Origin of the sequence: Trujillonella endophytica (assembly GCF_900110555.1) — a bacterium.
GTDB lineage: Bacteria > Actinomycetota > Actinomycetes > Mycobacteriales > Geodermatophilaceae > Trujillonella > Trujillonella endophytica.
In genome coordinates, this window is sequence record NZ_FOEE01000005.1 from 139752 (window position 1) to 166353 (window position 26602).

The following is a 26602-nucleotide window of genomic DNA, read 5'->3' on the forward strand; positions in this document are numbered from 1 at the left end:
GATCGACACATCCGGTCGGTGGTGCGCATGGGTCATGCGCACCACCGCCGGTCTACAGCAGGTCGTGCTCGTAGGCGTAGGCGACGGCTGCTGCTCGGCTCCTGACGCCGAGCTTGGCGAAGGTGTTCTCGAGATGCCGGCGCACGGTGTGCTGGCTGATCCCCAGCCGGGAGGCGATCTGGCGGCTGGTGCTGCCTCCGGCCACCAACACCAGCACCTCCCGCTCGCGCTCGGACAGCGGGCCTCGTCCCACCTGCCCGCCGGCGAGCCGGCACACCCGCCTCAGGTCCGGCCCTGCTCCCAGCGACGTGAAGATCGCCCGGGCGGTGCCGAACTCGAGCGCCGCCGATGCGCTGTCGCCCGATGCGGCGCAGCCGAGACCCATGAGCACTGCGCTCCGGGCGGCGTCGTACGGCATGCCGAGTCGCTGCCACGTCGTGCGGGCTTCGCGCAGGTGCACCATCGCGTCGGTGGTCCGGCCGGACGCGAGCAGGGCGGCACCCGTCGCCTGACCTGCCATGGCCTTCAGCACGGGGGAGCTCGTCTGGTCCGCGATCGAGGTCAACTCGGCCGCGGCCTCGGTCGCGCCCGTGACGTCGTCCACGGCGACCCGGATCTCCACCGCGGCGGCCAGGAGGCCCGGCCGCCGGAACGGCTGGCGCGCCTCCCGCAGGGCCCGCCCGATGCCGGCCGCCGCCGACGGTGCGTCTCCGCGCACCAGCTCCAGCAGCGCCAACCCCGGCATCGGCTCGTAGCCGGCCCGGCCGGCCCTCCGATACGCAGCGGCCGCTGCCGGGAGGTCACCGCGCACGCGGCACAGCTCGCCCTCCTGGTAGCGCGCCAGGCCGAGTGCCGGATGGGGCGGATCGCTCAGCCGATCACGGGCCTCCGCCACCGTCGCGAGCGCGCCCGCCCAGTCCCCGGCCGCCTGGCGCAGCTGGGACTGGTGCACCAGGCACTGGCCGCGATAGGGGACCAGATCCGGCTGCGCCCGGCACCACCCGTCGAGTGCTGCCGTCCATTCCGCCGCCCGGGCCAGATCGAAGAGCTGCAGGCACTCGAGGATCACCGCGCAGTACGCGATCCCCGACACGATCGGCCCCACCTCGCCGGAGCAGACCGCGAGCATCACCTCGTCCAGCCGCGCCAGCCCGCCCGCCTCGTCTCCCGATGCCACCAGCGCCTGGCCGTGCCCGAGGGTCGACAGCGCCGCCAGATCGGCGTCCTGGAAGCGCGAGGCGATGTCTCCGGCCTGCACGGCGAGCCCTCGCGCGCCGGCGGCGTCGTCGGCGTCGAGAGCGGCCAGCACGCCGGGGATCAGCAGGTAGCCGCGTGCCGGGCAGTCGAGGTCGGGGCCGAGCACGGACCGGCCACGGCTCAGCCAACCCCCGGCGTGCGCCATCTGTCCGCGCATCATCGAGCAGAAGGCAGCCCAGAACGCGCACCGGGCCGCGTCCGCCGGTTCCCCCACGTCGGCGTGGCGGTTGTACGCGTGCTCCCAGGTGGCAGCCGCCTCGCCGTCCTCGCCGAGCAGGTAGGCGGCTACGGCGCGCCGCTCGAGGTCGGCGGGGGAGAGGTCTGCGAGCGGGACCCGGGACAGGAGGCGGTACGCGACTGCCCAGGTGCGCTCCGCGAACGGGTCAGCGGCCGCTGCTCCGGCCATGCGGACCAGCGTGGCACACAGACGAGCCGATGTGCCGTGGACTCCTCGTCGTGGACGGAGTGATGACCCGGTACCGGCCACGGCGTGCGGACCGGTAGCCGTCCAGCTCGGAGCGCAGCCGCTTGCCGACGCGGGAGGGGTCAGCTGCCAGGGGGCCGTACGGGAAGCCGACCACTTGCACGGCAACGGGCTCGGGGAGGTCGTGCTCGATGGCCCGCGTGGCGGCCGCGGACAGCAGGCAGCGCGGCGACAGGCTGGTTCTCAGCACCCTGGCCGCGGGCGTGCTGCCGGCGCTGACGGCAAGACCCGTAGTCACCGCGGAGCTCGCTCTCGTGGTCGCGGTGAGCACGATCCCGGGCGAGCTGGAGCGGCTACCCGCCGCCGTGCTCGTGAACGTCGTCCTGCTCGCCGCGGCGATCTACCTTCACCCGGTGCAGGGTCTGCTGGGCACCGAGGCGGTCGGTCCGGTGGAGCTGGCCGCCGACGTGGTCCGGGCCCTGCCGGCGGCGTCGGCCGTGTTCGTCTGCCGGCGTGTCGGAGCGGGTCGGTGACCGGCGACGTCGGCGCCTGGCTCTCGACGGCCGCGGGTGCGGCGCTGGTCCTCTTGGTGCTCCGGGATGTCTTCGACCGGCTTTGGCACCCCAGCGCGCGGGGTGGCCTGAGCCAGTGGCTGCTCGCGGGCGTGTGGGGGCTGACCGCGCCGGTCCGCCGCCGGCCCGGCCGCAGCCCGCGCGGGATCGAGCTCACCGGATCCGCGGCGATGGCGGCCGTCGTCGGCAGCTGGGTCGTCCTCGTCGTCGTCGGCTGGACCCTCGTGTACCTGCCGCGCATGCCGGAGGGCTTCCTCTTCGGCGGCGGGGAGCAGGGCGCTGCCCCGGGCGGCGCCCTGCTCGACGCGCTCTACCTGTCGCTGGTGACCCTGAGCACCCTGGGCTTCGGGGACGTGGTCCCGGACGCGGGGTGGCTGCGGGTCGTCGTCCCGCTGGAGGCGCTCGCCGGCTTCGCGCTGCTCACCGCGGGGGTCACCTGGGTGCTGCAGATCTACCCGGTGCTCAGCCGTCGCCGGGTGCTGGCGGCGCGCCTGGCGCTGCTGCGGGAGTCGGTGGAGGGCGCTGGCGTGCAGCCGGACGTCCGGCTGCTCGAGGACCTGGCCGTCGAGCTGGTGCGCGTCCGGGTCGACCTGGTGCAACACGCCGAGACGTACTACGTCGCCGACGGCCAACCGGAGGTCTCGCTGGCTGCCGGACTGGAGGTGGCGGCCGCGCTGGCCGACCAGGGGCGGCGCTCGCCGGATCCGGAGGTCCGCGGGGCCGCGGCACTGCTGGGGAGCGCGCTCGCCTCCCTGGCCCGCCTGCTGGACCACGACTTCCTGCGCACCGGCGGGCCGGTCGAGCAGATCGTGCGCGCGTACGCGGCCGACCACGGCCATCCGTTCGGCGAGCGGTCGGCCTGACGACGGACCACCCGTCAGGTGGTCAGCGACAGGGCGGCTCGACGGAGTCGATGGTCTCGTCCACCGGGCGCCGCCCTGTCGGCGGAACCGGAGGGGCGCTGATCGGCGCCCACCCCAGGCGCAGCACGACCTGGGGGGAGCGCCCCTCGGCGAGGAACGCGGCGCTGCTCGATTCGATGTACCAGGCCTCGACAGCTGGTGCGCGATCAGCGCCGTGAGCATTCCCGGGAGGTGCCGCATCGGGCCCAGGTGCCCCTCGCCGGGGTAAAGGACCAACTGCGCGTCGGGTACGTGATCGGCCGGCCGGCGGCCGTGGGCGATGGGGATCGTCGTGTCGCATGCGCCGTACCGGAGGTTGGACCGGCGCCGTCGCAGGAGTGGCAGAAGTCCTCGGCCGCCGGGGCGGAGGGACCTGCCCCCACCGGTCCGTGAGGGCCGGGACCCGTGACCCGAAGAGCCCCGTGCTGCACGAACTGCCATGGGCCCTCCCGGCGGGGCCCTTCGCCCCCTCTCCCGGACGAGGCGGCAACCGACGATGGTGATGCACCCGCTCGCAGGGAGGGGCTCATGCAGTGGGACCTGGGACTGCAGGGACTGGCGGTGCTTGCCGCCATGTCGCTCGGCTTCGGTGTGATCGCCGGACTGATCGCCGGCAGGGACGTGGCCCACCGCCTGCTGGCAGCGGGGATCACGACCGTGGCGTGCTTCGGAGCCGGTTTGGTCACCAGCGAGGTGCTGTTCGGCTGGGCCACCGAGGAGGATCTGCAGCCGAACGTCGACGGCCTGTCACGGGACGAGGTGCTCCTGTCCAGCGTGCTCACGACCGCCGTGGTCGTGCTGGTGATGAGGCATGTCGCGCGCCGGGCACGAGACGGCGCAGCGCGCGGCGACCACGCGGGCAGCCACCGCCACGAGGACATCGGGAGCGCACCCGGCACGGGTGAGCGGTTCGACCGGAGGTGACCGCCGGTCGGTGACTGCCCTCCCTGGGCCGGATGGTCGTCCGGCGGTGCTCCCGCGCCGACGGCCGGAGGACGACGGCGGATCGTCCGCCGAGGACGGGGTGTGGACCGATCCCGCCCTGCCCCACCCGGGTGCGGTCGCGGAGCGGTGTGCCGGTTCGGGGAGGCTCGTGGCAGGCGTTCCCCGATCCGCGCTTCGAGAGGGCCGGCCCGCGCTGCTGCGCCGGCGGCCAGCCCGTCCTGCTCTGCTCGCCCCGTTGCCGGGCCGGCTGCGACCACCGGCGCCGTCGCCCGCCGGCTCGGGCTCGTCGAGGGAGTGCTCGTCACTGGTAGCGCAGCGCCTCCGCTGGATACGTGCTCGCGGCCCGCCGTGCCGGCCCGTAGGTGGCCAGCATCGCGGCGGCGTAGACGGCCACGAAGACGCCCGCGAACTCGCCCCACGGCACGACGAACTCGATCCCCGAGTACGTGGGCTGCGTCGCCGCGTCGGCGATCACGTTGTGGGCGCAGACCAACCCCAGGACGGAGCCGACGACGATCGCGACGAGCGAGATGAACGACGCCTCGATGAGGAAGCTGCTCTGCACCATCCGGCGCTGGAAGCCGATCGCGCGCATCACGCCGATGTGCGCCCGTCGCTCGACGACGGAGCGGGCGCTGATGACGCCCAGTGCCGCGATGCCGACGATGAGCCCGAGGGCCATGAAGCCGAGCACGATCCGCTGCATCGTGCGGTTCGCGGAGATCGTGTCGGAGAGCAGGTCGCGGAACGCGTCGGCCTGCATGCCGTTGGCGAGGAACGACGACTCCAACATCCGCGCGGCGGCTGCCGGATCGACCCCGTCGGCGAGCGTGAGGTCGAAGATGGTGGGCACGGCGCGCTCGCCGAAGGCCGCGGAGACCGACTGCTGCGAGGCGGAGATGCCCAGCATGCCGAGCGAGGCGGTGTCCTTGAGGACGCCGATCACGGTGTAGTCGACGGTGGCCCCCGTCTGCGGGTCGCGCAGCCCGAGGTGCACCGGAGTGAACGAGTCGTCCTCGATGTGGAAGCCGCTCAGCTTCAGGTCCACGATGCTGCCGAACGACCAGTTGTCCCGGCGCGGCACGACCATCGCGTCGACGACGGCGAGGTGCGGGTCGTCCGCGAGCGCCTGCCACACCTGCTCGGCGGAGTCGTACCCGGTCGCCATGGTCGCGAAGCCGTACGTCGTGTGCGCGAGGAAGGAGTCGTCCAGGCCACGGACGACGTAGGGAACCGGGTCCTGCCCGGTACCCACCTGCGCGGCGTCGACCGGCACCACCGACTGCGCACCCACGTCCCGCACCGCATCCGCCGGCAACCCGGGAACGTCCCGCACGGCCGACTCCATGTCGGGCACCGGGCTGAACGGGGACGTCGACGCCTGCACGTCGAAGCCGCCGCCGTAGGACTCCACATCGTCGAAGGCCCCGGTGAACGCGTTCGTCGTGGTCGAGCCGACGACCAGCGTGAAGACGACGAGGGTGAACATCGCGAGGGTGATCCCCGTCCGGAAGCGGCTGCGCAGCGGATAGGCGATCGAGGTCTTCAGCACCGGTGCGACCGATCGGATCCGCCCGAACAGCGCCATGACCCCGGCCAGCAGCAGATCGGCGTTGTAGACGATCAGCCAGGACATGCCGAGCACGACCATCAGGCCGGCGACCACCCACATGGAGAAGTCCATCGAGGCGTCCGGCACGAGCGACCGGATGAGCCCGAACGGCAGGGACCACCAGACGACGAGGAACGCCCCCGCGATCGTGTAGGCGGGGCGGGGCGGGGCGCCCGCGGCGCGGGCGAGGGAGGCGACGCTGATCGCCACCAAGGAGACGCCCAGCATGAACGTCGTCACCTGCCCGCTCGACCGGCCGCTGACGGCCAGCAGCAGCCCCGCGAGCAGACCGAGGGCGACGCGCAGCCAGGTCAGCCTGCGCGCCCGCCGGCCCGGCTCGGTGAGGTTGCGGATGGCGGCGACGATGTCGAGCCGGCTCACCCGCCACGCGGAGGCGGCGACGACCACGAGGGTGAGCAGAAGGCCGATGCACCCGCCGACGACGATGCTGGACGTCTGCGCCGACCGTTCGATGGACAGGCCGCTGCTGCTGTCCAGCGCGCTGGACATGATCGAGACCATGGCGAAGGCGACGCCGACCCCGAGGATCACGCCCGCGATCGCGGCCGCGACGTCGTAGATCAGGCCCTCGAACAGGAAGGTCTGCACGAGGTGGCGCCGCTGCATCCCGACGGCACGGGCGATGCCCATCTCGCCCCGCCGCTCCGCCGCGAGCATCACGAAGATCAGGAAGATCAGGAGCAGCCCGGCGGAGATGGAGAACGTGCCGAACGTCGTGAACAGCTGCATGAAGGTGTTGCCGATCTCGTCGGCATCGTCGATCGCGTCGCTCTTCACCGGCACCGCCTCGAGCCCGTACGGGGCCACGATCGGGGTCGCCGCACTCACCACCGAGGACGAGTACCGCTCGCCCCCGAAGGCGCCGCCGTCGTTGGACACGAGGACGCGGTTGACCTGACCCGGCCGGTCGAGCATCGCCTGGGTGGTGCCCAGCGGCGCGAGCATCCCCGCCTCCGTCGTCCCGCCGCCGTCGAACGTCACGACGGCGCGCACGGTCGCCGGGCTCTGCGCCGACCCCGCGAGCACCAGCAGCGGGTCCCCGGGCCGGGCGTCCAGGGCGTCCGCGGCCTCCACGTCCAGGTAGACCTCACCGGGCCCGAGGTCGCTCAGGCTCACCCGGCGCCCGTCGCTGGTGATGGGGCCGAGGCCGCGCATGTCGGCGGGGGAGAAGACGGTGACCTGCGGCTCGTTCTGCCGGCTCCTGCCGTCCTGCACGGCGACCTGCTCGATGACGGCGGGGGTGGTGGCATCGACGTGCGGGACGTCCGCGAGCTGCGCGGCGACCTGGTCGGCCGTCGCCTGCGGGAAGTAGCCGATCGGAACGGGTGCGCCCAGCATGTCGGCGGTGGAGGACTGTGCCCCCTCGACGGCGATCATCTCGTCGGTGTTGCCGAGCGACGAGGTGACCGACGACCGGATCGTGTGCGTGATCGTGTCACCGGTGACGAGCGCCGAGGTGATGATCGCGGTGGCGAGCATGAGGCCGAGGACGATGAGCGCGCTGCGGCCCTTGCGCCGCCATGCGTTCCGCCAGCCCAGCGTGAGCAGGATCGGCTGGCGCAGCACGAGCACGCCGACCACCACGAAGGCGACGGCCAGCACCGAGCCCAGGACGACGGCGAGGCTGCGGGTCGGGACACCGAAGAGGTCCTGCATCGACTCCTCCTGGACGAGGCGATCCTCAGCGTCGGATCAGGCGCCCGTGGGGGCCGGGACGTCCGCGAAGCGGACCTGGTAGCACTCCCGCCCCGGCGGCGCCTTGAAGACGGTGACGAACTCCGACAGGACGTCGGCGTAGAACCCGACCGGTGAGGACACGTCGGCCGCCTCCGCCGTCGACCACAGCGTCATGACCAGGCCACGGCCCTCAGGGGTGCTGAGCATGTAGATGCCCTCGTAGCCGTTCTGCTTCCGCAGCTCGGGCAGGGCCTTCTCGAGGTAGGTCTCGAGCGCCGCGTCGACGCTGACCCGGGTGGTGTCGATCTCCAGAACAGTGACCCTCGCGTACACGGCTCATCCCCCCAGGTACTGCTCTTCGACGATGCGGCCGTCGAGCATGCGCAGCAGCCGGTGGGCCCGGCGTCCGACGGAGATGTCGTGCGTCACGATGACGAAGGTCAGCCCGCGCTCCTCGTTGAGCCGGCACATCAGCTCGCTGATCTCGGCGGCGTTGTCGCTGTCGAGGTCGCCGGTCGGCTCGTCCGCCCAGACGATGGCCGGATCGTTGACCAGCGATCGGGCGATGGTCACCCGCTGGCGCTCTCCGCCGGACATCTCGTCCGGCACGTGCTGCGCGCGGTCGGCCAGGCCGACCAGGTCCAGCGCGTCCATCGCCCGGCGGCGTGCCTCGCCCAGAGGACGGTGCGCCAGCAGCAGGGGGAGCTCCACGTTCTCGACCGCGGTCAGCACCGGCATCAGGTTGTAGAACTGGAAGACGAAGCCCATGTGCAGGGCGCGGTAGGTCGTGCGCTGCCGGTCGGTCATGGAGGCCAGCGACACGTTCTCGACGAGGACGTCGCCGGCGTCGATGGAGTCGAGCCCGGACAGGCAGTTGAGCAGCGTCGTCTTGCCGCAGCCGCTCGGACCCATCACCGAGACGATCTCGCCCCGGCCGACGGTGAGGTCGATGCCGTTGAGCGCCAGCACCTGGACCTTGCCCGTGTCGTAGACCCGGCGGACTCCGCGAGCCTCGACTATGGGGGTCCGCGCCACCGGTCCGGAGCCCGGGCGCACCTCGGACGGGGTCACCAACGACGACGCCATGGCCGCCTCCTCATCGGAGAGCCGGAGAACGTGCGTCATCGTGGGTCGGCGCGCAGGGCCCCGGAGAGAGGCGAAGGTCGGCTCCGACCCGTGATTCCGTGCGACGTTGGGCCCAGGTACTTCGACCGCGTCCGCGCCCGCCGGCGCGCTGGGGAACCCGGACCGCGGACCGGCGCGCCGTCAGCGCCTGCCGGCGCCGGGGCCGGACGGCGACCGCCGGTGCCGGCCGCGCTCCTGCAGCGTCCGGCTCCCATGGTGTTGCAGGGCTTCGATCGTGGCTGCCCGGCCGGCGACCATGAACGCCGGCCAGTCCGACGGGTCGATGAACTGCCTGTAGAAGCCGGTTCCCCGCACCCTCTCCGGCCGGCCGGGCCACATCTGCTCGTTCCCGGGGTGGCCCGCGAGGAGGCCGCGCGGAGGGGGCGTCGGCGTAGGTGGGCTGAACTCTCCCCAGCGGCCGGCTGGTGACGCGGAGGCTCGAACGTCGCTCCAGGGGCCCGCGGGCCGCTACCTTGCCGCTGCGAGCGTCTGTGTCTCTCGTGGGAGGTCTCCGGACGGCACACGTCGGTGTCGACCGGAGACGGGACCCAGGTGGAGGTGTCCGGTGTCCGTGTCGCCGCCGTGGTCCCCCTCTCCGCACCGCTGGGGTGGGCAGCCCGGCCCAGCCCAGCACGGTCGCTCGGCGTCGGTTCGATCGGACGGCGGCCGCACCGCCCGGGTGGCCGCGGGACCTCTCAGTCCAGGAGGAAGACGTGAAGACCCGCAGCGCAGTGCTCCACACGCAGCCCGGCCGGTACGAGGTCACCGAGGTCGACCTCGACGGACCTCGGCAGGGCGAGTTGCTGGTCAAGATGTCCGCCGTCGGGTTGTGTCACACCGATGACCACGACGTCCCACCCGGGTCCTCTCCGCCGCTGCGCCTGCCGCTCGCCGGCGGCCACGAGGGCGCCGGCGTCGTCGTCGGCGTCGGTCCGCACACCCCGGGGTGGGCGGAGGGCGACCACGTGGTGCTCAGCTTCATCGCGGTCTGCGGGCGCTGCCGAATGTGCTCGAGCGGCCGGCAGAACCTCTGCGACCTCGGCGCACGGAACTTCATGGGCGCTCGGCTGGACGACCCCACCAGCTTCCGGATGTCCTATCAGGGCGAGCCCGTGGGCCAGGCCTTCGGCCTCGCGGCGCTCAGCGAGCACACCGTCGTCGACGCTCGGGCGGCGGTGAAGATCGACCCCGACCTGCCGCTCGACAAGGCCGCGCTCGTCGCTTGTGGCGTCCCCACAGGATGGGGATCGGTCACCAACATGTCCGACGCCCGCTCCGGCGACGTGGTCATCGTCATGGGCATCGGCGGGATCGGGATCAACAGCGTGCAGGCCGCCCGTGCCATCGGCGCCCGCGCGGTGATCGCCGTCGACCCCGTCGAGTTCAAGCGGGAGACCGCCAAGCAACTCGGCGCGACGCACGCCACCGACGGCATGGCGGAGGCCACCGAGGTCGCCCGGTCCCTGACCAATGGGCAGGGCGCCGACGCGACCGTCGTGGCCGTCGGCGTGGTCACCGGCGACCACATCGCCGAGGCAGTGACCTCCATCCGGAAGGGCGGCACCGTCGTCGTCTCGGGTACCGGGACCATGCGCCAGTCGGGCATCCCGATCAGCAACACCCTGCTGACGGTGTTCCAGAAGCGGCTCCAGGGCGCGCTCTTCGGCGGCTGCAACCCCCAGTGGGACGTCCCGAGCCTGCTGAGCCAGTACGTGGCCGGGACCCTCAACCTCGACGAACTCATCACCCGGACCTATTCGCTGGAGCAGGTGGCCGAGGGCTTCGACGACATGAAGGCGGGCCGGAACATCCGCGGCGTCGTCCTGCTCGACTGAGGGCGGATCCGCCCCTGTGGGATAGGCGCGGGGGCCGTCCGACCTCGGACATGGAAGCGCCCCGAGTCCTCACGGGGACCCGGGGCGATTCTGTGTCCGAGGGGCGACACGCTACATGCGCACACGGCTGTCGACTCTCGCCTCTTTCCGATGGCGGTTGTCAGCCGTAGACGTCGGCGCGGTGCGAGATGCGGATGACCCGTACGAGAACGTGATCATCGTGGATCGAGTAGATCACTCGGTACTGGCCCCTGCGGGCGGACCAGTAGCCCTCCAGATCGAACCGCAGGGGCTTGCCGACTCGGTGAGGATCGGCGGCGAGCGGTCCGAACAAGAAGTCGACGACCGCGACGGCGACCGCTTCGGGGAGGTCACCTTCGATGGCGCGCTTGGCCGCCGCGGACAGGACGACGGTGTAGGTCTGCGGTTCGCTCACCGCCGGCGTGCCGCCAGTGCGGCACGCACGTCGGCTTCGTCGTAGACCTCGCCGCCGTTCATCTGCGACTCGGCTTCTCGGATCTCGACCGCGGCCTTCGGGTCGGACAGGATCTCGAGCGTCTCAACCAGCGATTCGTAGTCCTCGACGGCGAGGATGACGGCGACCGGGCTGCCGTTCCTGGTCACGGTCACTCGTTCGTGCGTCCCAGCGACCTCGTCGATGACGCGACTGAAGTGTGCTTTCACGGAAGCCAGCGACTGGGTCGACATGACCAGGATTATGGTCAATCGGCTACCTGTGGTCAACGAGCACCGCGCGGAGGGGGCGTGGGCATCTCCAGCGGCGGCTGAACGACAGGAGCCCGGAACCTGAATGGTTCCGGGCCCCTGTCGTTCGACAGTCTTGGTGTGCGTCGACCGGTGTCCGAGGGGGGACTTGAACCCCCACGCCCGATAAAGGGCACTAGCACCTCAAGCTAGCGCGTCTGCCATTCCGCCACCCGGACGAGTGCCAGCCCAGACTACAAGACGCCTCCGGCCGATCGACGCACCCCCGAGGGCTTCCCCCGGCACGGGTGTCGGCCCTAGCCTCCGCAGCGGTCTCCAGCCCCGGAGGTGGTCGTGACCGCGACGCAGCCGCGTCCCCTCGCCGTCCGCGTGCGCGCCGTCGTCCTGCTCGGTCTCGGGGTGGCGGCCGGCGCGGGCGCGATCACGGTGCTGTCGCTGATCATGCGGTCGGTCAGCGCGGTCGGGGGGTCGTGCGCCGACGGCGGCCCGTACGTCTCCGCCCAGCCGTGCCCGGACGGCACCGGTGCGGCGATGCTGCAGGTGCTCGGCCTGGCGCTGCTCTGCTTCGTCGGCGTCCTCTACGGGACCTCGGTCCTGAAGGCCCCGAACCCGCTCTGGCTCGGCTGGCCGGCGCTCTTCCTCACCCTCGGCTGGAACTTCCTCGAGGACGGGTTCGACCCGCCCGACGGCTCCGGCGGGGTCATCGGCGGCTTCGTCTTCTGCGGCGTCCTGTTCGTCCTGATGGGTGCCGCGCCGCTGCTCCTCGGCATCGGGATGCTGCGCACGAGCGGCCGGGACCGGAAGCGGCAGGCCGGGCCACCGCCGGCCGTCGTCTCCCATCCGCACCTGGAGCGGCCCGGCCCGATCGCCCCGCGTCCCCCGGAGGAGCCCGACCTCCCCGGCGGCGACGACCCGCGCGCGTCGGCCCTGTCGGTCGCCGGGCGGCTGGAGCGCCTGGCCGCCCTGCACGCCTCCGGCGAGCTCACCGCCGAGGAGTACCGGCTGGCCAAGGCGGCCACCCTGCGGGAGGAGGCGCCCCGATGACGGAGCCGACGGCGAGCACCTGGCGGTGGTGGCTGTTCTACCTGGCCGCCGTCGTGGCGGGGGTCCTGGGCGGGAACGCGCTCTTCACCTGGGTGAGCACCTGAGCGCCGGCGGGCCCGCATAGGCTCGCCGGATGGACGGCGCGCCGACGAACCCGCTGCAGGCCCAGCCCCTGGCCCGTGCCCAGGCCGAGGTCGCCGAACTGCTCAGCGACCTGATCCGGATCGACACCACCAACACCGGTGACACCGCCACCGGCCAGGGCGAACGCATCGCCGCGGAGTGGGTCGCCGGCAAGCTCGACGAGGTCGGCATCGGCTCGCAGATCTTCGAGTCCGAGCGGGGGCGGGCGAGCCTCGTCGCCCGGATCCCCGGCACCGACAGCAGCCGCCCGCCGCTGCTGGTGCACGGCCACCTCGACGTCGTCCCCGCCGACCCGGCCGAGTGGAGCGTGCACCCGTTCTCCGGCGAGGAGCGCGACGGCTACGTCTGGGGTCGCGGCGCGGTCGACATGAAGGACATGGACGCGATGGTGCTCGCGCTGGTCCGCGACTGGCAGCGCACCGGGGTCCGGCCGCCGCGGGACATCGTGCTGGCCTATCTCGCCGACGAGGAGGCCGGCGGCACGCTCGGCGCCCGCTGGATGGTCGACACCCACCCGGACCTGTTCGCCGACTGCACCGAGGCGATCAGCGAGGTGGGCGGCTTCAGCATCACCGTCCGCGACGACCTGCGGCTGTACCTCGTGCAGACGGCGGAGAAGGGGCTGGCCTGGATGCGGCTGACCGCCTCCGGCCGCCCCGGGCACGGCTCGTTCGTGCACGACGACAACGCCGTCACCCGCCTGTGCCAGGCCGTCGCCCGCATCGGCGCCACCCGGCTGCCCACCGTGCTCACCCCGCCGATGCGTGCCTTCCTCGACGCGGTCAGCGACGCCTACGGCGTCGAGATCGACCCCGACGAGCCCGAGGAGGCCCTCGCCCGGCTCGGCTCCATCAGCCGGATGATCGGCGCGGCCCTGCGCAACACCGCCAACCCCACGATGCTCGACGCCGGCTACAAGACCAACGTCATCCCGGGGACGGCGAGCGCCACCGTCGACGGGCGCTTCCTGCACGGCCAGGCCGAGGAGTTCGAGCGGCAGCTGGCGGGGCTGATCGGCGAGGGCATCCAGCGCGAGTGGATCGTCCACGACCAGGCGGTGGAGACGACGTTCGACGGCCCGCTGGTGGACTCGATGGTCGCCGCGCTGAAGAGCGAGGACGACGGCGCCCGCCCGGTCCCGTTCACGATGAGCGGCGGCACCGACGCCAAGAGCTTCGAGCGCCTGGGCATCCGCTGCTTCGGGTTCTCCCCGCTGCGGTTGCCCCCGGACCTGGACTTCGCCGCGCTGTTCCACGGCATCGACGAGCGCGTGCCGGTCGAGGCGCTGCAGTTCGGCATCCGGGTGCTGGACCGGTTCCTGCGGTCGGCGTGATCTGATCTCGCTGTGACCTCTCGCACACCCGGCCCCGGTTCCGTCGCGCTCATCACCGGGGGCACCGGCGGCTTCGGCCGCGCCCTCGCCGCCACCCTGCGCGAGCGCGACGTGACCGCCGTCCTCGCCGACCTCGACGGCGAGCGCAACCGGCAGGTCGCCGCCGACCTCGGCTGCCCCTTCGTGGTCCTCGACGTCACCGACCGCGCCGCCAACGCGGCCGTCGTCGCGCAGGTCGAGGCCGAGCACGGCCGCCTGGACGCCGCCTACCTCAACGCCGGCATCTCCGCGGCCAAGAGCGACGACGCCCTCGACGTCGACGAGTTCATGCGGGTCGTGCAGATCGACCTGTTCGGCGTCGTCTACGGCGTGGAGGCCGCGCGCCCGGCGATCAAGCGGGCCGGTGGGGGAGCGATCGTGGTCACGGCGTCGCTGGCCGGCCTCTCGCCGATGGCCACCGACCCCGGCTACAGCGTGGCCAAGGGCGGGGCGATCGCGTTCGTCCGCTCGATGGCGCCGCGACTGGCCGCCGAGGGGACGACGATCTCCGCCGTCTGCCCGGGCTTCGCCGACACCGCGATCATCGACCGCATCCGGCACGAGTTCACCGCCGCCGGCTTCCCGGTGCTGACCGCGCAGGAGGTCGCCGACGCCCTGGTCATGGCCTGGGCCGAGGGCGAGCCGGGCGCGGCCTACGTCGTCCAGCCCGGCGTCGGCACGGTGAACTACCGGTTCAAGGGCGTGCCGGCGGCGCGGACGGCGGCCGGCGAGCCCGCCGCCGTCCCGGAGGCGCTGCGCCCGCCGGAGATGCGCTAGCTCACTCCTCGCGCGGCTTGCGGCACGCGAAGAGCACCGCCGGGGGCACGTTCCACGGCGACATCCGCACGCGGACGTCGGCGAACCGACGGCGCAGCTCCTTGAGGATCAGCGGCGAGTACTGGATGACCAGCACGGCGCCGCCGGGCGCCACGATCCGCGGCAGCACGTCGAGGATCCGCTGCCGCAGCGCCGGCGCGAACGAGGTGTAGGGCAGCGCGGAGACCACGATGTCGGCCTGCCGCCCGTCGAGGTGCTCGTCGAGGTTCTCGGCCGAGTCGCAGACCACGTGCAGTCGCGGGTCGCGGTACCGGCCGGCCAGCAGCTCCGCGAGGCCGGGATCGATCTCGACCGCCACCAGTTCCGCCTCGGGGCCGAGCCGGGCGAGCAGCTCGCCGGTCTGCACGCCGGTGCCGGCGCCGAGCTCCACGACCAGCTTGGCGTTCGGCACGTCGCCGAGGTCGAGCATGTCGCGGACGGCCCAGCGCGAGGTGGGCAGGATCGCGCCCACCTGGCGGGGATTGGCGAGGAAGGCGCGGAGGAACTTCAGGCGGTCGTCGAGGTGCTGGTTCACGGGGGTCCTCCCGGGCCGGGGTCCGGGCGCGGGCTCGCCCGCCGGGCACCTTGACATGCCGGAGGCATCGGATGCCAGCGGAGGGGATCGACGTGAGCGCGTGGCGGAGTCGCGGAGTGACGTTTCCCATCACCCGGGGACTCCGCTCAGAGGTGCGGGCCGGGCAGGTAGGACAGCCGGGAACGGCGGCGGAGGATCACCTTGCGGGTGCCGTCGGCGTGCAGTTGCAGCCGGGCGAGCTCCCAGCCGCCGGTGTCGGCCTGGAGGCTCAACATGGTCGCCGCTGCGGTCCGGGACGTGCCCGGCGGGATCCGCAGCGGCGCGAACTCGTAGTCCCCGGCCGCCTCCACCCAGCCGATCGTGCCACGCAGCTCGCGGCGCGTCACCAGGCGAGCCCCTCGCCCCGCTCCGGCGGCAGGATGGGACGGGACCCGATCGCCGCCGACCCAGCGAGGAGGACGCCGTGACCGAGCCCGGTACCGCGCCCGACGCCGACCGCGCCGAGCAGGAGGCGCTGCTGACCCCGCCCGCCCCCGGCACGGCCGGTGAGGCCGCCCCGGTGGCCGACGGCGTGCCGGAGGCGGACGCGCTGGACCAGCAGCTGGCCACCCGGCCGGGGGAGGCCGCCCCGCCCACCTCCGTCGGCTACCGGGAGGCCGACGACGCCGACGTCCTGGAGCAGGCCGAGGTCGTCCCGGTCGACGAGGACGACGTCCCCGGCTGACCTCTCGTCGCGCGTCCGGGTGACGCGCACCCGGCTGGGCCGGATCAACCGGCATGCTCGGCAACCGTGGCCCTCTGGATCGTGATCTCGCTCGCCGTCGCCGTGCTCGCCCCGCTGACGGCGTTCTTCGTCGGCGGACGCCGCTTCTGGGCCACCGTCGGCGAGCGCGCGCCGGACGGGTTGCTGGAGCGGCACGGGCTCGAGGCCGGGGACACCCTCGCGGTGCAGCGCGCCATGGCGCGCGGCCGTCGCGCCGAGGAGCCCCGGATCCGCCCGGCGGTCGTGGAGTGGGCCGGCAGCACCCTGGCCGCGGTGGAGGAGTCGGAGCGGCTGCACGCCCGGCGCCGGGCGGTGGCGGCCGCGCTGACCGCGCTCGGGGCCGTGGCGCTGGTGCTCGCCGTCGTCCTCGGGCTGACCGACGGCGGCGCCGGTGGGGGCTTCTGGCTGGTCGTCGTCCTCTCCCTCGGGCTGCTGCTCAACCTGGTCGTGCTGCCACGCGTGCTGCGGCGCAACCTGCGCCGGGCGGTCAGCAGCAACGCCTGACGACTTCCCCTCCGGGCCTCGCTTTGGTTAGGCTGCCCTAACTCAATCGCCCGGAGGCTCCGCATGACCGCATTCCCCGGCCGCGGCCCCGCCGCCCTGGACCACTCCGCCGCTCCCGCCGAGCGCGCCCGCACGGTGGCCGCCCGCGCCGGCGCTGCCCTGTGCATCGCCGGCCGGGAGCCGGCTCGGCCCCTGGCGCACGCGACCACCGTGGCGGGGCAGGTGCTGCTGCTGGTGCCCGCCGGCGGGGAGGCCGTCGCAACGGTCGAGGCCAGCCCCGGCGCCGACGTGAGCGCGCTGCTCATGGTGAGCGACCGTGCCCCGGTGCCGCTGCGCGACCCGGTCCGCGGGCAGGTCTGGCTGTCGGGCTGGCTGACCCCGGTGGCCGACCGCGACCTGCGCGCGGCCGCGCTGGAGTTCGCCGACGTCCGCCCCGCGGGGGACCTGCTCGACGTCGGCGGCGCCACGACCCTGCTGCGGCTCGACCTGGCCGAGATCGTGCTGCGCGAGGGGGAGCGCTGCACCGAGGTGGGGCCCGCCGACTACGTCGCGGCCCGGCCCGACCCGCTCCTCGAGGTCGAGACGCGGATGCTCACCCACGTCGACCGCTGCCACCCCGAGGTGCTCGAGGGCCTGGCCCGCCTCCTCCCCGCGGACACCGTCGGCGCGGACGACGTCGTCCGGCCCCTGGCGCTGGACCGATTCGGCTACCGGCTGCGCATCGAGCGGCCCGGCGGGCACACCGACGCGCGGGTGGCCTTCCCCCGGCCGCTCACCTGCGCCGGGCAGCTGCACGCGGCCACCCAGCACCTGCTCGCCCGCGCCTGAGGGGACTGACGCGCGCGACATGCTCCGGGGCCCGGGGGGACTGTCGCGCGCGACGTGCTCAGGCGTCGGCGAGGGTCTCGGCGAGCAGCCCGGCCAGCCGGGTGCGCCGGGGGCGGACGTCGACCTCCCGCACGGCCCGGGCCAGTGCGGCCCCGGACGCGTGCACGATCGACAGGTGCGACTGCGCCCGGGTCAGCGCGGTGTAGACCAGCGGCCGCGACAGCATGCCGCCGGCCTCCGGGGGCAGCACGACGACGACGCCCGGCCACTCCGACCCCTGCGCGCGGTGCACGGTGATCGCCCAGCCGTGCCGCAGGTCCGAGAGCGCGTTGGTGGGCACGGTGACCGGGCCCGAGGCGAAGGCGACGTCCAGCGACCCGTCGCCGGTGCCGGTGACCACGCCGGTCTCGCCGTTGGCGAAGCCGATGGGCTCCAGGTCCAGGTGGTTGGCGGTGGCCACCACCCGGTCGCCGACGTCGAAGCCCCACACCGTGCCGTCCCCGGGGTTCAGCTTCGCCTTCAGCGCCTTGTTCAGCTCGATGGTGCCGGCAGGCCCGCGGTGCACCGGCGTCACCACCTGCACGGTGCCCGGGTCGATGCCCAGCGCCCGCGGGATCGAGTCGGTGACCAGCTGCACCACCCGCCGGGCCGCCTCCGCGCTGCCGGTCGCCGGGACGACGACGACCTCCCGGTCGGGGGAGTCCACCGGCGGCAGCTCGCCGGCGCGGACGGCGTTGGCCAGCCGCGCGATCGCACCGCCCTCGGCCTGCCGGTACAGCGTGGTCAGCTCGGTCACCGGGACGGTCGTGGAGTCGATGAGGTCGCCGAGCACGTGGCCGGGGCCGATGGAGGGCAGCTGCGCCGGGTCGCCCACGAGCACCAGGTGGGTGCCGTCGGGACAGGCCTCCAGCAGCGCGGCGGTCAGCTCGACGTCGAGCATCGACGCCTCGTCGACCACGACGACGTCGGCGTCCAGCGGCCATTCCTCGTTGCGGGCGAAGCCGCCGGTCGTGCCCTGCGCGCCGAGCAGCCGGTGCACCGTCACCGCGGGGTGGTCGGTCAGCTCCTCCAGCCGCTTGGCCGCGCGGCCGGTGGGAGCGGCCAGGGCCACCTCGCTGCCCTTGGCCATGAGGAGCTTGACGACGGCGGCCACGGTGCGGCTCTTGCCGGTGCCCGGACCGCCGGTGAGCAGCGACACCCCGGCCCCCAGGACCGCGGCGACGGCGGCCTTCTGGGACTCGTCCAGCCCCTTGGCCACCGAGCGGACGGCGGCCGGGTCCGCGATCCGCTCCGCGGTGGCCATCAGCCGGGCGATGTTCTCGGCCACGGCCTCCTCGGCCATGCCGTAGCGCGCCAGCGACAGCATGCGCAGCGCCGGGTCCGGCTCGGGCGGCTCGGTGTCGGACTCCTCGTCCCACTCCGGCTCCGGCGGCTCGTGGTCGAGCACCTCGCCGGAGTCCACCGCCGCCGCGATCGCCGCGGCCGGATCGGCGATCCCCTCCGCGCGCAGCGCCGCCACCACGAGGTCGACCGGCAGCACGGTGTGCCCGTCCCGGGTCGCCGTCCGCAGCGTGAGCGCGACGACCGCCCGGCCGCGGCGGGTGTCCTGGCGGTCGGCGCCCGGGAGCAGCGCGATCGCCAGCCGGTCGGCGTCGGCGAGGCTCACGCCGGTCAGCCCCAGCAGGGCCCACGGGTCGTCGCGCAGTCGGCGGGCCGCATCGGGACCCAGGGCGTCGGCGGTGCCGGCGGCCAGCTTGGCCTCCAGGCCGGCGCTGACCAGCAGCGTCACCACCTCGTAGGTCGGGGCGGCCGCCAGGAAGCTGGAGAACAGCCGCTCGGCGCGCTGCTTGCCCACCCGCGGCAGCTTCAGCAGCTTCGCGGCGGTCACGTCGTCGGGCGAGGTGATGCCGATGCCGGGCAGCTCGGCCGCCGTCCGCTTGCCCAGCCCGGGCCACAGCCCGGCGGCGCAGAAGGCGGCGAAGACCCGGTCGGCCGCGACGGGGGCCGGCGTGGTCACCGGCGCTCCGGATAGCCGAAGTCGGGCGCGGAGACGTCCTCCAGGGCCGTGCGGATCGCCGCCGGGAGCCGGACGACGTCGGCGTCCAGGGAGGCCTGCAGCTGCGCGGCCGTGCGCGCGCCCACCACCGGCGCGACGACGCCCGGCCGGTCGCGCACCCACGCCAGCGCCACGCCCAGCGGGGTGGTGCCCAGCCCCTCGGCGGCGGTGATGACCGCCTCGACGATGCGGTCGGAGGTGGCCGAGCGCAGCCCGTCGATGAAGCCCTGCCACTGCGGGGAGGCGCCCCGGGACTCGCTCGGGGTGCTGTGCCGGTACTTGCCGGTGAGCAGCCCGCGGCCCAGCGGCGACCACGCGAGCACGCCCAGCCCGAGCGCCTCCGCGGCCGGCACGACCTCGCGCTCGACGCCGCGCTGCAGGAGCGAGTACTCGACCTGGGTGCTCACCAGCGGCACCCGGCCGGGCCACGCGCGCTGCCAGGTGGCGGCCTGCGCGGTCTGCCACCCCGTGAAGTTGCTGACCCCGACGTAGCGGGTGCGGCCGGAGGTGACCGCCGTGTCGCACGCGGCCAGCGTCTCCTCGATCGGGGTGTGCTCGTCCCAGGCGTGCAGCTGCCAGAGGTCCACGTGGTCCACGCCCAGCCGGTCCAGGGAGGCGTCGAGGGCGCCCAGCAGGTGCCCGCGGGAGGCGCCCCGGCCCATCGGCCCCGGCCGGGTGCGGCCCACGGCCTTCGTGGCGACGAGGACGTCCGACCGCGGGACGACGTCGGACAGCAGCCGGCCCAGGGTGCGCTCGCTCTCGCCGTCGCAGTAGACGTCGGCGGTGTCGACCAGCGTGCCCCCGGCGTCGACGAAGGCGGTGAGCTGCATCGCGGCCTCGTCCTCGTCGGTGTCCCGGCCCCAGGTCATGGTGCCGAGCGCGAGCCGGGAGACGACCAGGCCGCTGCGCCCGAGAGCCCGTTGTTCCACGAGGGGCCAACCTACCGGCGCGCGGGCGCCTCGGGCCGGGGCGCGCGGGGGTGCTGGGGACGGCGCGCCGGGCGGGCACCGTGTGACCGGCGCGGCGCCGCCTAGGGTGGTGCCCCGTGCCAGTGGAGTCGCGGGAGTGCAGGAACCGTCACCGAGCGACTCCGAAGGCGAGGGGCTGACCGCGATGGGCTGGTTCGAGGCGGTCGTGCTGGGCCTGGTGCAGGGCCTGACCGAGTTCATCCCGGTGTCCTCCAGCGCGCACCTGCGCGTGGTGGGGGAGGCCTTCGGCTGGGACGACCCCGGCGCCGCGTTCACCGCGATCATCCAGATCGGCACGGAGCTCGCCGTCCTGCTCTACTTCCGCAAGGACATCTGGCGGATCATCCGGCAGTGGGTCCGGTCGCTGGGCCGGCGGGAGCTGCGCGGCGACCCGGACGCCCGGATGGGCTGGCTGATCATCGTCGGCAGCATCCCGATCGTCGTCCTCGGCCTGCTGTTCCAGGACGACATCGAGACGACGCTGCGCGACCTGCGGATCGTGGCCATCTCGCTGGTGCTGTTCTCGCTGATCCTGTTCTGGGCCGACCGCGTGGGACGCAAGCAGCGCGAGCTGACCGACCTCACCGTGCGGTCGGGCCTCACGTTCGGGTTCGCGCAGGCCATGGCGCTGGTGCCCGGCGTCTCCCGCTCCGGCGGCACGATCACCGCCGGGCTGTTCCTCGGCTTCACCCGCGCCGCCGCGGCCCGCTACTCGTTCCTGCTGGCCATTCCGGCGGTGCTCGGCTCCGGGGCCTTCCAGACCTACGAGGCGCTGGCCGGGGACACCGAGGGGGCGCCGATCTCCTGGGGCCCCACGATCCTGGCCACGGTCGTCGGGTTCGGCGTCGGGTTCGTCGTCATCGCCTGGCTGCTGCGCTACCTGGACCGCGGCAGCTTCACGCCGTTCGTCGTCTACCGGGTGGCGCTCGGGCTGCTGCTGCTCGCGCTGGTCGGGGCCGGCGTCCTGGACCCGCTGCCGCCGGAGACCACGCCCTAGTCGCTCGGGGATCAGGTCCCCTGATCCCCGAGCGTCCTCCCGCACGGTGCGCGGCGGGGGAGGACGCCCCGGGGTGAGGGAGGACGTCGTCCGCGCGGGAGGACGGCGGGGCGGGGCCACTCACTAGTCTCGGGCCCGTGACCACCGTCATCCTGCTGCGGCACGGCCGGACGACGGCCAACACCGGCGGCATCCTCGCCGGCTGGACCCCCGGCATCGGCCTCGACGAGACCGGGCAGGCGCAGGTGACCGCGGTCGCGCAGCGGCTGGCCCCCGTGCCGCTGGCCGCCGTCGTCAGCAGCCCGCTGGAGCGCTGTCGGGCGACCGCCGCCGCCGTCCTCGCCGGCCGCGACCTGGAGACCGCCACCGACGACCGCCTCGGCGAGGCCCGCTACGGCGACTGGACCGGCCGGCCGCTCAAGGAGCTGGTCAAGGAGCCGCTGTGGAAGGTCGTGCAGGCCCACCCCTCGGCGGCTGTCTTCCCCGGCCCGGAGGGGGAGGGCCTGGCGCAGACCCAGGCGCGGGCGGTGACCGCCGTCCGGGAGTGGAACGCGCGGTTGGGGCCCGACGCGGTCTGGCTGGCGTGCTCGCACGGCGACGTGATCAAGGCGGTCCTCGCCGACGCGCTGGGGCTGCACCTGGACCAGTTCCAGCGGATCGTCGTCGACCCGGCGTCGGTCTCGGTGGTCAGCTACACCGAGACGCGACCGTTCGTGCTGCGGATCAACGACTCCGGCGGCGATGTCGCGTCGCTGGTCCCGCCGCCGAGGAAGAAGGGACGACGGCGCCGCGCCGCGGACTCCGACGCGGTGGTCGGCGGCGGGGCCGGGGCGACCGTGTGACCCCGGCGTCCTCCGCCGGACCGTCGTCCGCCCGCGTAACCTGAGCGCGTGCCGCGCCAGGTCCACCTCTTCGAACGCCCGTCCCGGTTCGTGGCGGGCACGGTCGGCCAGCCCGGTGACCGCACCTTCTACCTGCAGGCCGCCGACGACGGCCGGGTGGTGAGCGTCGCGCTGGAGAAGAGCCAGGTCCAGGTGCTGGCCGACCGGATGGCCGAGCTGCTCGACGAGGTCGCCACCCGCCCGGGCGCCGTCGTCCCGCCCGATGCCGACGTCGACGACCTGGACCCCCTGACCGCGCCGGTCGACGAGGAGTTCCGGGTCGCCGCCATGGGGCTGGCCTGGGACGCGCAGACCCAGGCCGTCGTCGTCGAGGCCGTCGCCGCCGGGGAGGAGCCGATCGAGGAGGACGCGATCCTCTCCGACAGCGACGAGGGGCCCGACGCCCTTCGCGTCACCATCAGCCCCGGTGCGGCCCGGGCCTTCGTGGCCCGCGCCCGCCGGGTGATCGCCGCCGGGCGGCCCTCCTGCCCGCTGTGCTCGCTGCCGCTGGACCCGACCGGGCACGTCTGCCCGCGGCAGAACGGCTACCGCCGCTGAACGCGCCATGAGCGAGCAACCCGCCGGCGCCGACCCGGACCTGCGCGCGCCCCACGGCGCCGAGGAGGGCCGCCGGCTCCTGCTCGACGGCGAGATCGACGTCGAGGGGCGGATGCTCGACGCCTCGAACGTCACCCTCTTCGGCACCATCCGGACCGACGCCCTGGCCGCCGAGTGCGTCTACAAGCCGGTGGCGGGGGAGCGGCCGCTGTGGGACTTCCCCGACGGGACGCTCGCCGGCCGCGAGGTGTCGGCGGCGCTGGTCTCCGAGGCCACGGGCTGGGACGTCGTCCCGCCCACGGTGCTGCGCGAGGGGCCCTTCGGCCCCGGCATGGTCCAGCTGTGGGTGGACGGCGACGAGACCGTCGACCTGGCCGCGTTCGTGCGCTCCGACCACCCCGGGCTGCGGGCGATGGCGGTGTTCGACGCGGTGGTGAACAACGCCGACCGCAAGGGCGGGCACATCATCCCGACCCCCGAGGGCCACGTGTACGGCGTCGACCACGGCATCTGCTTCTCCGTCGAGCCCAAGCTCCGCACCCTGCTGTGGCGCTGGGCCGGCAGGCCCCTGCCCAAAGCCGCCCTGGAGGTGCTGGAGCGGCTCGGCGACGACCTGCGCGGTGACCTCGGCGAGCAGCTGCACGACCACCTGACCCGCCGCGAGGTGCGCGCCACCCAGCGGCGCGTCGCCGAGCTGCTGCGCACCGGACTGCACCCCGAGCCCAGCGGGGAGTGGCCCGCGCTGCCCTGGCCGCCCTTCTGACCGCGGCCCCCCGGACCGCACCGCGGCCGGGTGCCGTCCCCCCGGGGCGCTGAGTCCGGCCGGCGGGCGGTGGCCCTAGGTTCGGGACATGGCACATCGGTCACGCCTGGCGATCCTGCTGCTGGACCTGCCGCCCCAGCAGCACGCGGCCGGGTCGGCTTTCTGGGCCGGGGCCACCGGCCGGACCGCGGCGCCGGACCCGCAGGACGCCGACTGGGCCTCGCTGGGCTCCTTCGCCGACGGGTTCCACCTCGAGGTGCAGCGCACCGGGGAGGGGACGCCGCCCCGCTGGCACGTCGACGTCGAGACCGACGACATCCCGGCCGAGGTCGCCCGCCTCGAGGCCCTCGGCGCCCGCCGGCACCGGGACATGGGCTCCTTCTGGCAGCTGACCGACCCCGCCGGGCTGGTGTTCTGCGTCGTCGCCGTCCAGACCGGCGAGGCGTTCGAGAAGTACGCGGCGACCTGGCCGTGAGCACCACCCGCGTCACCGCGCACCTGGCCGCGCCCCGCGACGCCGTCTACCGGGCGCTCACCGAGCCCGCGCTGATCGTCGGGTGGCGGTTCCCCGAGGGGATGACCAGCGCCGTGGACGACGCCGGCCACGGCACGTTCCGCGTGACGCTGACCTACGAGGAGCCCGGGCAGCAGGGCAAGACGACGGCGCACAGCGACACCTACCGCGCCCGCTTCGCCCGCCTCGTGCCCGGCGAGCTCGTCGTGGAGGTCGACGAGTTCGAGACCGACGACCCGGCGCTGCGCGGCGAGATGACGACGACCATCACCCTCCGCGAGGTCGCCGGCGGCACCGAGCTCACCGCCGTGCACGACGGGGTCCCCGAGGGCGTGTCGCCGGAGCAGAACGAGGAGGGCTGGCGCATGGCACTGGCCCGCCTCGCCCGGCTGCTCGAGGGCTGACCCGCCGCGGGGCGGGTGGGTTCCGGCCACGACCCGGCAGGACCGTCCGCCGCCGCCTCTACGCTCGTGCCGTGCTCTCCTGGCCCGCCCCCCTCCTGCCGACCCTGCCCGGTACCGGTCCCGCGCTGCGCCTGCACGACACCGCGCGCGACGAGGTGGTCGCCACCAGCCCCGACCGCGTGGCCCGCATGTACGTCTGCGGCATCACCCCCTACGACGCCACGCACCTCGGCCACGCCGCCACCTACCTGGCCTTCGACCTGGTCAACCGCGTGTGGCGGGACGCCGGGCACGCGGTGCACTACGTGCAGAACGTGACCGACATCGACGACCCGCTGCTGGAGCGCGCCGCGCGCGACGGCGAGGACTGGGTCGTGCTGGCCATGCGGGAGACGGCCCTGTTCCGCGAGGACATGACGGCGCTGCGCGTGCTGCCGCCGGACGACTACGTGGGCGCCGTCGAGGCCATCCCGCGGATCGTCGCCCACATCGAGTCGCTGCTCGACGAGGGCCTGGCCTACGCCCTGGACGACGGCACCGGTGACGTCTACCACGACGTCGCGCGGGCGCCCGGGTTCGGCGGCGAGTCCGGCTACGACGAGGCGACGATGCTGCGCTTCTTCGCGGAGCGCGGCGGCGACCCCGACCGGGCCGGCAAGCGCAACCGGCTCGACCCGCTGCTGTGGCGCGGGCAGCGCCCCGGCGAGCCCTCGTGGGCCGGGCCCCGCGGGACGCAGGGCCGCCCCGGCTGGCACATCGAGTGCGCCACGATCGCCCTCGACACGATCGGGATGGGGTTCGACCTGCAGGGCGGCGGCAGCGACCTGGTGTTCCCGCACCACGAGTACTCCGCCGTCCACGCCGAGGCCCTGACCGCCACCAAGCCGTTCGCGAAGGCCTACGTGCACGCGGCGATGATCGGCCTGGACGGCGAGAAGATGAGCAAGAGCCGCGGCAACCTGGTGTTCGTCTCCAAGCTCCGCGGCGAGGGCGTGGACCCCATGGCCATCCGGCTGGCGCTGCTGTCGGGCCACTACCGCACGGACCGGGCGTGGACGCCGCAGTTGCTCACCGAGGCCGAGCAGCGGCTGGCCACCTGGCGCCGGGCCGTGGCGCTGCCCGCGGGAGCGGCCGCCGCCCCCGTGCTGACCGGGCTGCGGGAGCGGCTCTCCGACGACCTGGACACCCCCGGCGCCATCGCCGTCGTCGACGGCTGGGCGGCCCGCACGCTGGCCGCCGGCGAGGGCCCCGCCCAGGACGAGGGCGCCCCCGGCATCGTCGGCGACGCGGTCGACGCGCTGCTCGGGATCTCGGTGCAGGACGCCTGATGTGCGACTTCCGGTTCACCGACCGCCCCGCCCGCGAGCGGGAGGAGGAGCGCCTGGCCCCCGCCGCCGCGCGCGCCTCCGCCTCTCGCGGCCGGGTGCGGTCCGAGCCGGAGGACACGCTGCGCACCGCGTTCGAGCGCGACCGCGACCGGATCCTGCACGCCAAGGCCTTCCGCCGGCTCAAGCACAAGACGCAGGTCTTCCTCAACCCCGACGGCGACCACTTCGTCACCCGCCTCACCCACACGCTGCAGGTGGACCAGGTGGCCCGCGCCCTCGCGCGCGCACTCGGTCTGAACGAGACCCTCGCCGAGGCGATCGCGCTGGGCCACGACCTCGGCCACTCGCCGTTCGGGCACCTCGGCGAGGACGCCCTGGAGCCCTACGTGCCCGGCGGGTGGCACCACGCCGCGCAGGGCGTGCGCATCGTCGAGGTGCTCGAGGACCTCAACCTGACGTGGGAGGTGCGCGACGGCATCCGCGCGCACAGCTGGAAGATCAGCCCGCCGCCGGCCACCCGCGAGGCCGAGTGCGTGCGCTACGCCGACCGGATCGGCTACCTCTCCCACGACGCCCTGGACGCCGTCCGCGCCGGGGTGCTGCGCCCCGGGGACCTGCCGGCCCGGGCGCGCGCGGTGTTCGGGGAGCCGGGCAGCGCGATGGTCGGGGCGATGATCGACGCCGTCGTCGCCGGGTCGCTGGCCGACGGCGACCGCGTGGTCATGGCCCCCGAACCGCTGGAGGCCATGCACGAGCTGCGCGCCTTCATGTTCGCGCGGGTCTACTCGTCGGAGATCGCCGCGGGGCAGAAGCAGCTCGCCGTCGACGTGATCCGCCGGCTGGTCGACCACCACCTGGCCCACCCCGAGCTCATCCCGGCCAGCTATCGCGACACCGCCGCCGACCTGACCACCCAGGTGGTCGACCACGTGTCGGGCATGACCGACCGCTTCGCGCTGACCACCCACGACCGGCTCTTCGACGCCGACGCCACCTCGCTGATGCGGCCCCTGCTGCCCGCCGCCTGACCG

28 protein-coding genes and 1 tRNA gene are annotated in these 26602 nt (G+C 74.1%); 18 read left to right on the forward strand and 11 right to left on the reverse strand.

Translation table 11 applies throughout. The features are described 5' to 3' along the window. Positions 1–52 precede the first annotated feature (52 nt). Positions 53–1663 carry a helix-turn-helix domain-containing protein gene (locus BMY88_RS24390; protein ID WP_091942602.1) on the reverse strand — a complete coding sequence of 537 codons (1611 nt, stop codon included), beginning with the start codon at positions 1661–1663 and terminating at the stop codon, positions 53–55. A gap of 209 nt (positions 1664–1872) precedes the next feature. Here BMY88_RS24390 and BMY88_RS23810 point away from each other — a divergent pair, with 209 nt between their 5' ends. The 3 genes from BMY88_RS23810 (at position 1873) to BMY88_RS09815 (ending at position 4079) form a co-directional block, all read left to right on the forward strand. After that, positions 1873–2214, forward strand: a complete 342-nt coding sequence (locus BMY88_RS23810; RefSeq protein ID WP_170861046.1) for a hypothetical protein — start codon at positions 1873–1875, stop codon at positions 2212–2214. After that, complete coding sequence (locus tag BMY88_RS24650; protein ID WP_091942606.1) at positions 2211–3116, forward strand: potassium channel family protein; 906 nt, start codon at positions 2211–2213, stop codon at positions 3114–3116. The genes BMY88_RS23810 and BMY88_RS24650 overlap by 4 nt, the downstream gene beginning before the upstream one ends. 567 nt (positions 3117–3683) lie before the next feature. Next, positions 3684–4079: a hypothetical protein gene (locus tag BMY88_RS09815; RefSeq protein ID WP_211435585.1), complete on the forward strand. Its 396-nt coding sequence runs from the start codon at positions 3684–3686 to the stop codon at positions 4077–4079. A 322-nt stretch (positions 4080–4401) separates the two neighbouring features. On the opposite strand, the gene BMY88_RS09820 is transcribed toward BMY88_RS09815, so the two are convergent. Genes BMY88_RS09820 through BMY88_RS09830 form a run of 3 tightly spaced genes read right to left on the reverse strand, consistent with a single transcriptional unit; the run spans position 4402 to position 8496 of the window. Further along, the gene (locus BMY88_RS09820) at positions 4402–7389 is read right to left on the reverse strand and encodes an ABC transporter permease (protein ID WP_091942608.1); all 2988 of its coding nucleotides are present in this window, start codon (positions 7387–7389) and stop codon (positions 4402–4404) included. A gap of 36 nt (positions 7390–7425) precedes the next feature. Further along, the gene (locus BMY88_RS09825) at positions 7426–7743 is read right to left on the reverse strand and encodes a hypothetical protein (RefSeq protein WP_091942610.1); all 318 of its coding nucleotides are present in this window, start codon (positions 7741–7743) and stop codon (positions 7426–7428) included. A gap of 3 nt (positions 7744–7746) precedes the next feature. Then, positions 7747–8496 carry an ABC transporter ATP-binding protein gene (locus BMY88_RS09830; RefSeq protein ID WP_091942612.1) on the reverse strand — a complete coding sequence of 250 codons (750 nt, stop codon included), beginning with the start codon at positions 8494–8496 and terminating at the stop codon, positions 7747–7749. Positions 8497–9248: 752 nt separating this feature from the next. Between BMY88_RS09830 and BMY88_RS09840 the strand changes: the two genes are divergently transcribed. After that, positions 9249–10370, forward strand: a complete 1122-nt coding sequence (locus BMY88_RS09840) for an NDMA-dependent alcohol dehydrogenase (protein ID WP_091942616.1) — start codon at positions 9249–9251, stop codon at positions 10368–10370. 160 nt (positions 10371–10530) lie between these two features. On the opposite strand, the gene BMY88_RS09845 is transcribed toward BMY88_RS09840, so the two are convergent. The 3 genes from BMY88_RS09845 to BMY88_RS09855 form a co-directional block, all read right to left on the reverse strand. Then, complete coding sequence (locus tag BMY88_RS09845) at positions 10531–10806, reverse strand: type II toxin-antitoxin system RelE family toxin (RefSeq protein ID WP_091942618.1); 276 nt, start codon at positions 10804–10806, stop codon at positions 10531–10533. After that, positions 10803–11078, reverse strand: coding sequence for a type II toxin-antitoxin system Phd/YefM family antitoxin (locus BMY88_RS09850; RefSeq protein WP_091942889.1), 276 nt, complete (start codon positions 11076–11078; stop codon positions 10803–10805). Before BMY88_RS09850 ends, BMY88_RS09845 begins: the two co-directional genes overlap by 4 nt. A 151-nt stretch (positions 11079–11229) precedes the next feature. Then, positions 11230–11314 (reverse strand) — tRNA-Leu (locus BMY88_RS09855). Positions 11315–11429: 115 nt separating this feature from the next. On the opposite strand from BMY88_RS09855, the gene BMY88_RS09860 reads away from it, so the two are divergent. From BMY88_RS09860 to BMY88_RS09870, 3 genes are all read left to right on the forward strand, one after another. After that, complete coding sequence (locus BMY88_RS09860) at positions 11430–12140, forward strand: SHOCT domain-containing protein (protein WP_139220454.1); 711 nt, start codon at positions 11430–11432, stop codon at positions 12138–12140. A gap of 133 nt (positions 12141–12273) precedes the next feature. Beyond that, a complete protein-coding gene (locus tag BMY88_RS09865) occupies positions 12274–13617 on the forward strand; it encodes a M20/M25/M40 family metallo-hydrolase (protein WP_091942620.1) in 1344 nt (447 codons plus the stop codon). 12 nt (positions 13618–13629) lie between these two features. Beyond that, entirely contained in the window at positions 13630–14433 is an 804-nt protein-coding gene (locus tag BMY88_RS09870) for an SDR family oxidoreductase (protein ID WP_091942622.1), read from the forward strand. 1 nt (position 14434) lies between these two features. On the opposite strand, the gene BMY88_RS09875 is transcribed toward BMY88_RS09870, so the two are convergent. Further along, positions 14435–15007, reverse strand: a complete 573-nt coding sequence (locus BMY88_RS09875) for a class I SAM-dependent methyltransferase (RefSeq protein WP_091942624.1) — start codon at positions 15005–15007, stop codon at positions 14435–14437. Positions 15008–15153: 146 nt separating this feature from the next. Further along, a complete protein-coding gene (locus BMY88_RS09880; RefSeq protein WP_244524563.1) occupies positions 15154–15393 on the reverse strand; it encodes a DUF5703 family protein in 240 nt (79 codons plus the stop codon). Positions 15394–15470: 77 nt separating this feature from the next. Here BMY88_RS09880 and BMY88_RS09885 point away from each other — a divergent pair, with 77 nt between their 5' ends. The 3 genes from BMY88_RS09885 to BMY88_RS09895 all read left to right on the forward strand — a co-directional run bounded on the left by BMY88_RS09885 (position 15471) and on the right by BMY88_RS09895 (position 17102). Next, positions 15471–15731 carry a hypothetical protein gene (locus BMY88_RS09885; protein WP_170861047.1) on the forward strand — a complete coding sequence of 87 codons (261 nt, stop codon included), beginning with the start codon at positions 15471–15473 and terminating at the stop codon, positions 15729–15731. Positions 15732–15797: 66 nt separating this feature from the next. After that, a complete protein-coding gene (locus BMY88_RS09890; protein WP_091942626.1) occupies positions 15798–16274 on the forward strand; it encodes a hypothetical protein in 477 nt (158 codons plus the stop codon). A 63-nt stretch (positions 16275–16337) separates the two neighbouring features. Then, the gene (locus BMY88_RS09895) at positions 16338–17102 is read left to right on the forward strand and encodes a DUF2470 domain-containing protein (protein ID WP_091942628.1); all 765 of its coding nucleotides are present in this window, start codon (positions 16338–16340) and stop codon (positions 17100–17102) included. Between the two features lie 58 nt (positions 17103–17160). Here BMY88_RS09895 and BMY88_RS09900 read toward each other — a convergent pair whose 3' ends face one another. Together BMY88_RS09900 and BMY88_RS09905 are read right to left on the reverse strand one after the other, a co-directional pair. Further along, positions 17161–19119: an AAA family ATPase gene (locus BMY88_RS09900; RefSeq protein ID WP_091942630.1), complete on the reverse strand. Its 1959-nt coding sequence runs from the start codon at positions 19117–19119 to the stop codon at positions 17161–17163. Continuing rightward, positions 19116–20087: an aldo/keto reductase gene (locus BMY88_RS09905; RefSeq protein WP_091942632.1), complete on the reverse strand. Its 972-nt coding sequence runs from the start codon at positions 20085–20087 to the stop codon at positions 19116–19118. The genes BMY88_RS09900 and BMY88_RS09905 overlap by 4 nt, the downstream gene beginning before the upstream one ends. 136 nt (positions 20088–20223) lie before the next feature. On the opposite strand from BMY88_RS09905, the gene BMY88_RS09910 reads away from it, so the two are divergent. From BMY88_RS09910 to BMY88_RS09945, 8 genes are all read left to right on the forward strand, one after another. After that, positions 20224–21123 carry an undecaprenyl-diphosphate phosphatase gene (locus BMY88_RS09910; protein WP_244524564.1) on the forward strand — a complete coding sequence of 300 codons (900 nt, stop codon included), beginning with the start codon at positions 20224–20226 and terminating at the stop codon, positions 21121–21123. Between the two features lie 137 nt (positions 21124–21260). After that, positions 21261–21965 carry a histidine phosphatase family protein gene (locus BMY88_RS09915; RefSeq protein ID WP_091942635.1) on the forward strand — a complete coding sequence of 235 codons (705 nt, stop codon included), beginning with the start codon at positions 21261–21263 and terminating at the stop codon, positions 21963–21965. A gap of 48 nt (positions 21966–22013) precedes the next feature. After that, entirely contained in the window at positions 22014–22562 is a 549-nt protein-coding gene (locus BMY88_RS09920) for a DUF3090 family protein (RefSeq protein ID WP_091942637.1), read from the forward strand. A gap of 7 nt (positions 22563–22569) precedes the next feature. Next, positions 22570–23325 carry an SCO1664 family protein gene (locus BMY88_RS09925; RefSeq protein ID WP_091942639.1) on the forward strand — a complete coding sequence of 252 codons (756 nt, stop codon included), beginning with the start codon at positions 22570–22572 and terminating at the stop codon, positions 23323–23325. A gap of 88 nt (positions 23326–23413) precedes the next feature. Next, complete coding sequence (locus BMY88_RS09930; RefSeq protein WP_091942641.1) at positions 23414–23800, forward strand: VOC family protein; 387 nt, start codon at positions 23414–23416, stop codon at positions 23798–23800. After that, positions 23797–24243, forward strand: coding sequence for an SRPBCC domain-containing protein (locus tag BMY88_RS09935; RefSeq protein WP_091942643.1), 447 nt, complete (start codon positions 23797–23799; stop codon positions 24241–24243). The genes BMY88_RS09930 and BMY88_RS09935 overlap by 4 nt, the downstream gene beginning before the upstream one ends. Positions 24244–24314: 71 nt before the next feature. Further along, the gene (gene mshC, locus BMY88_RS09940; RefSeq protein ID WP_091942646.1) at positions 24315–25571 is read left to right on the forward strand and encodes a cysteine--1-D-myo-inosityl 2-amino-2-deoxy-alpha-D-glucopyranoside ligase; all 1257 of its coding nucleotides are present in this window, start codon (positions 24315–24317) and stop codon (positions 25569–25571) included. Continuing rightward, complete coding sequence (locus BMY88_RS09945; protein WP_091942648.1) at positions 25571–26599, forward strand: HD domain-containing protein; 1029 nt, start codon at positions 25571–25573, stop codon at positions 26597–26599. The genes mshC and BMY88_RS09945 overlap by 1 nt, the downstream gene beginning before the upstream one ends. Positions 26600–26602: the final 3 nt, after the last annotated feature.

Bases quoted from the DNA above. Each gene is read 5' to 3' on its own strand.
- BMY88_RS24390 (WP_091942602.1), bottom strand. From the start codon at position 1,663: ATGGCCGGAGCAGCGGCCGCTGACCCGTTCGCGGAGCGCACCTGGGCA.
- BMY88_RS09945 (WP_091942648.1), top strand. From the start codon at position 25,571: ATGTGCGACTTCCGGTTCACCGACCGCCCCGCCCGCGAGCGGGAGGAG.
- BMY88_RS09820 (WP_091942608.1), bottom strand. From the start codon at position 7,389: ATGCAGGACCTCTTCGGTGTCCCGACCCGCAGCCTCGCCGTCGTCCTG.
- BMY88_RS09925 (WP_091942639.1), top strand. From the start codon at position 22,570: ATGAGCGAGCAACCCGCCGGCGCCGACCCGGACCTGCGCGCGCCCCAC.
- BMY88_RS09815 (WP_211435585.1), top strand. From the start codon at position 3,684: ATGCAGTGGGACCTGGGACTGCAGGGACTGGCGGTGCTTGCCGCCATG.
- BMY88_RS09865 (WP_091942620.1), top strand. From the start codon at position 12,274: ATGGACGGCGCGCCGACGAACCCGCTGCAGGCCCAGCCCCTGGCCCGT.
- BMY88_RS09830 (WP_091942612.1), bottom strand. From the start codon at position 8,496: ATGGCGTCGTCGTTGGTGACCCCGTCCGAGGTGCGCCCGGGCTCCGGA.
- BMY88_RS23810 (WP_170861046.1), top strand. From the start codon at position 1,873: ATGGCCCGCGTGGCGGCCGCGGACAGCAGGCAGCGCGGCGACAGGCTG.
- BMY88_RS09930 (WP_091942641.1), top strand. From the start codon at position 23,414: ATGGCACATCGGTCACGCCTGGCGATCCTGCTGCTGGACCTGCCGCCC.
- BMY88_RS09850 (WP_091942889.1), bottom strand. From the start codon at position 11,078: ATGTCGACCCAGTCGCTGGCTTCCGTGAAAGCACACTTCAGTCGCGTC.
- BMY88_RS09895 (WP_091942628.1), top strand. From the start codon at position 16,338: ATGACCGCATTCCCCGGCCGCGGCCCCGCCGCCCTGGACCACTCCGCC.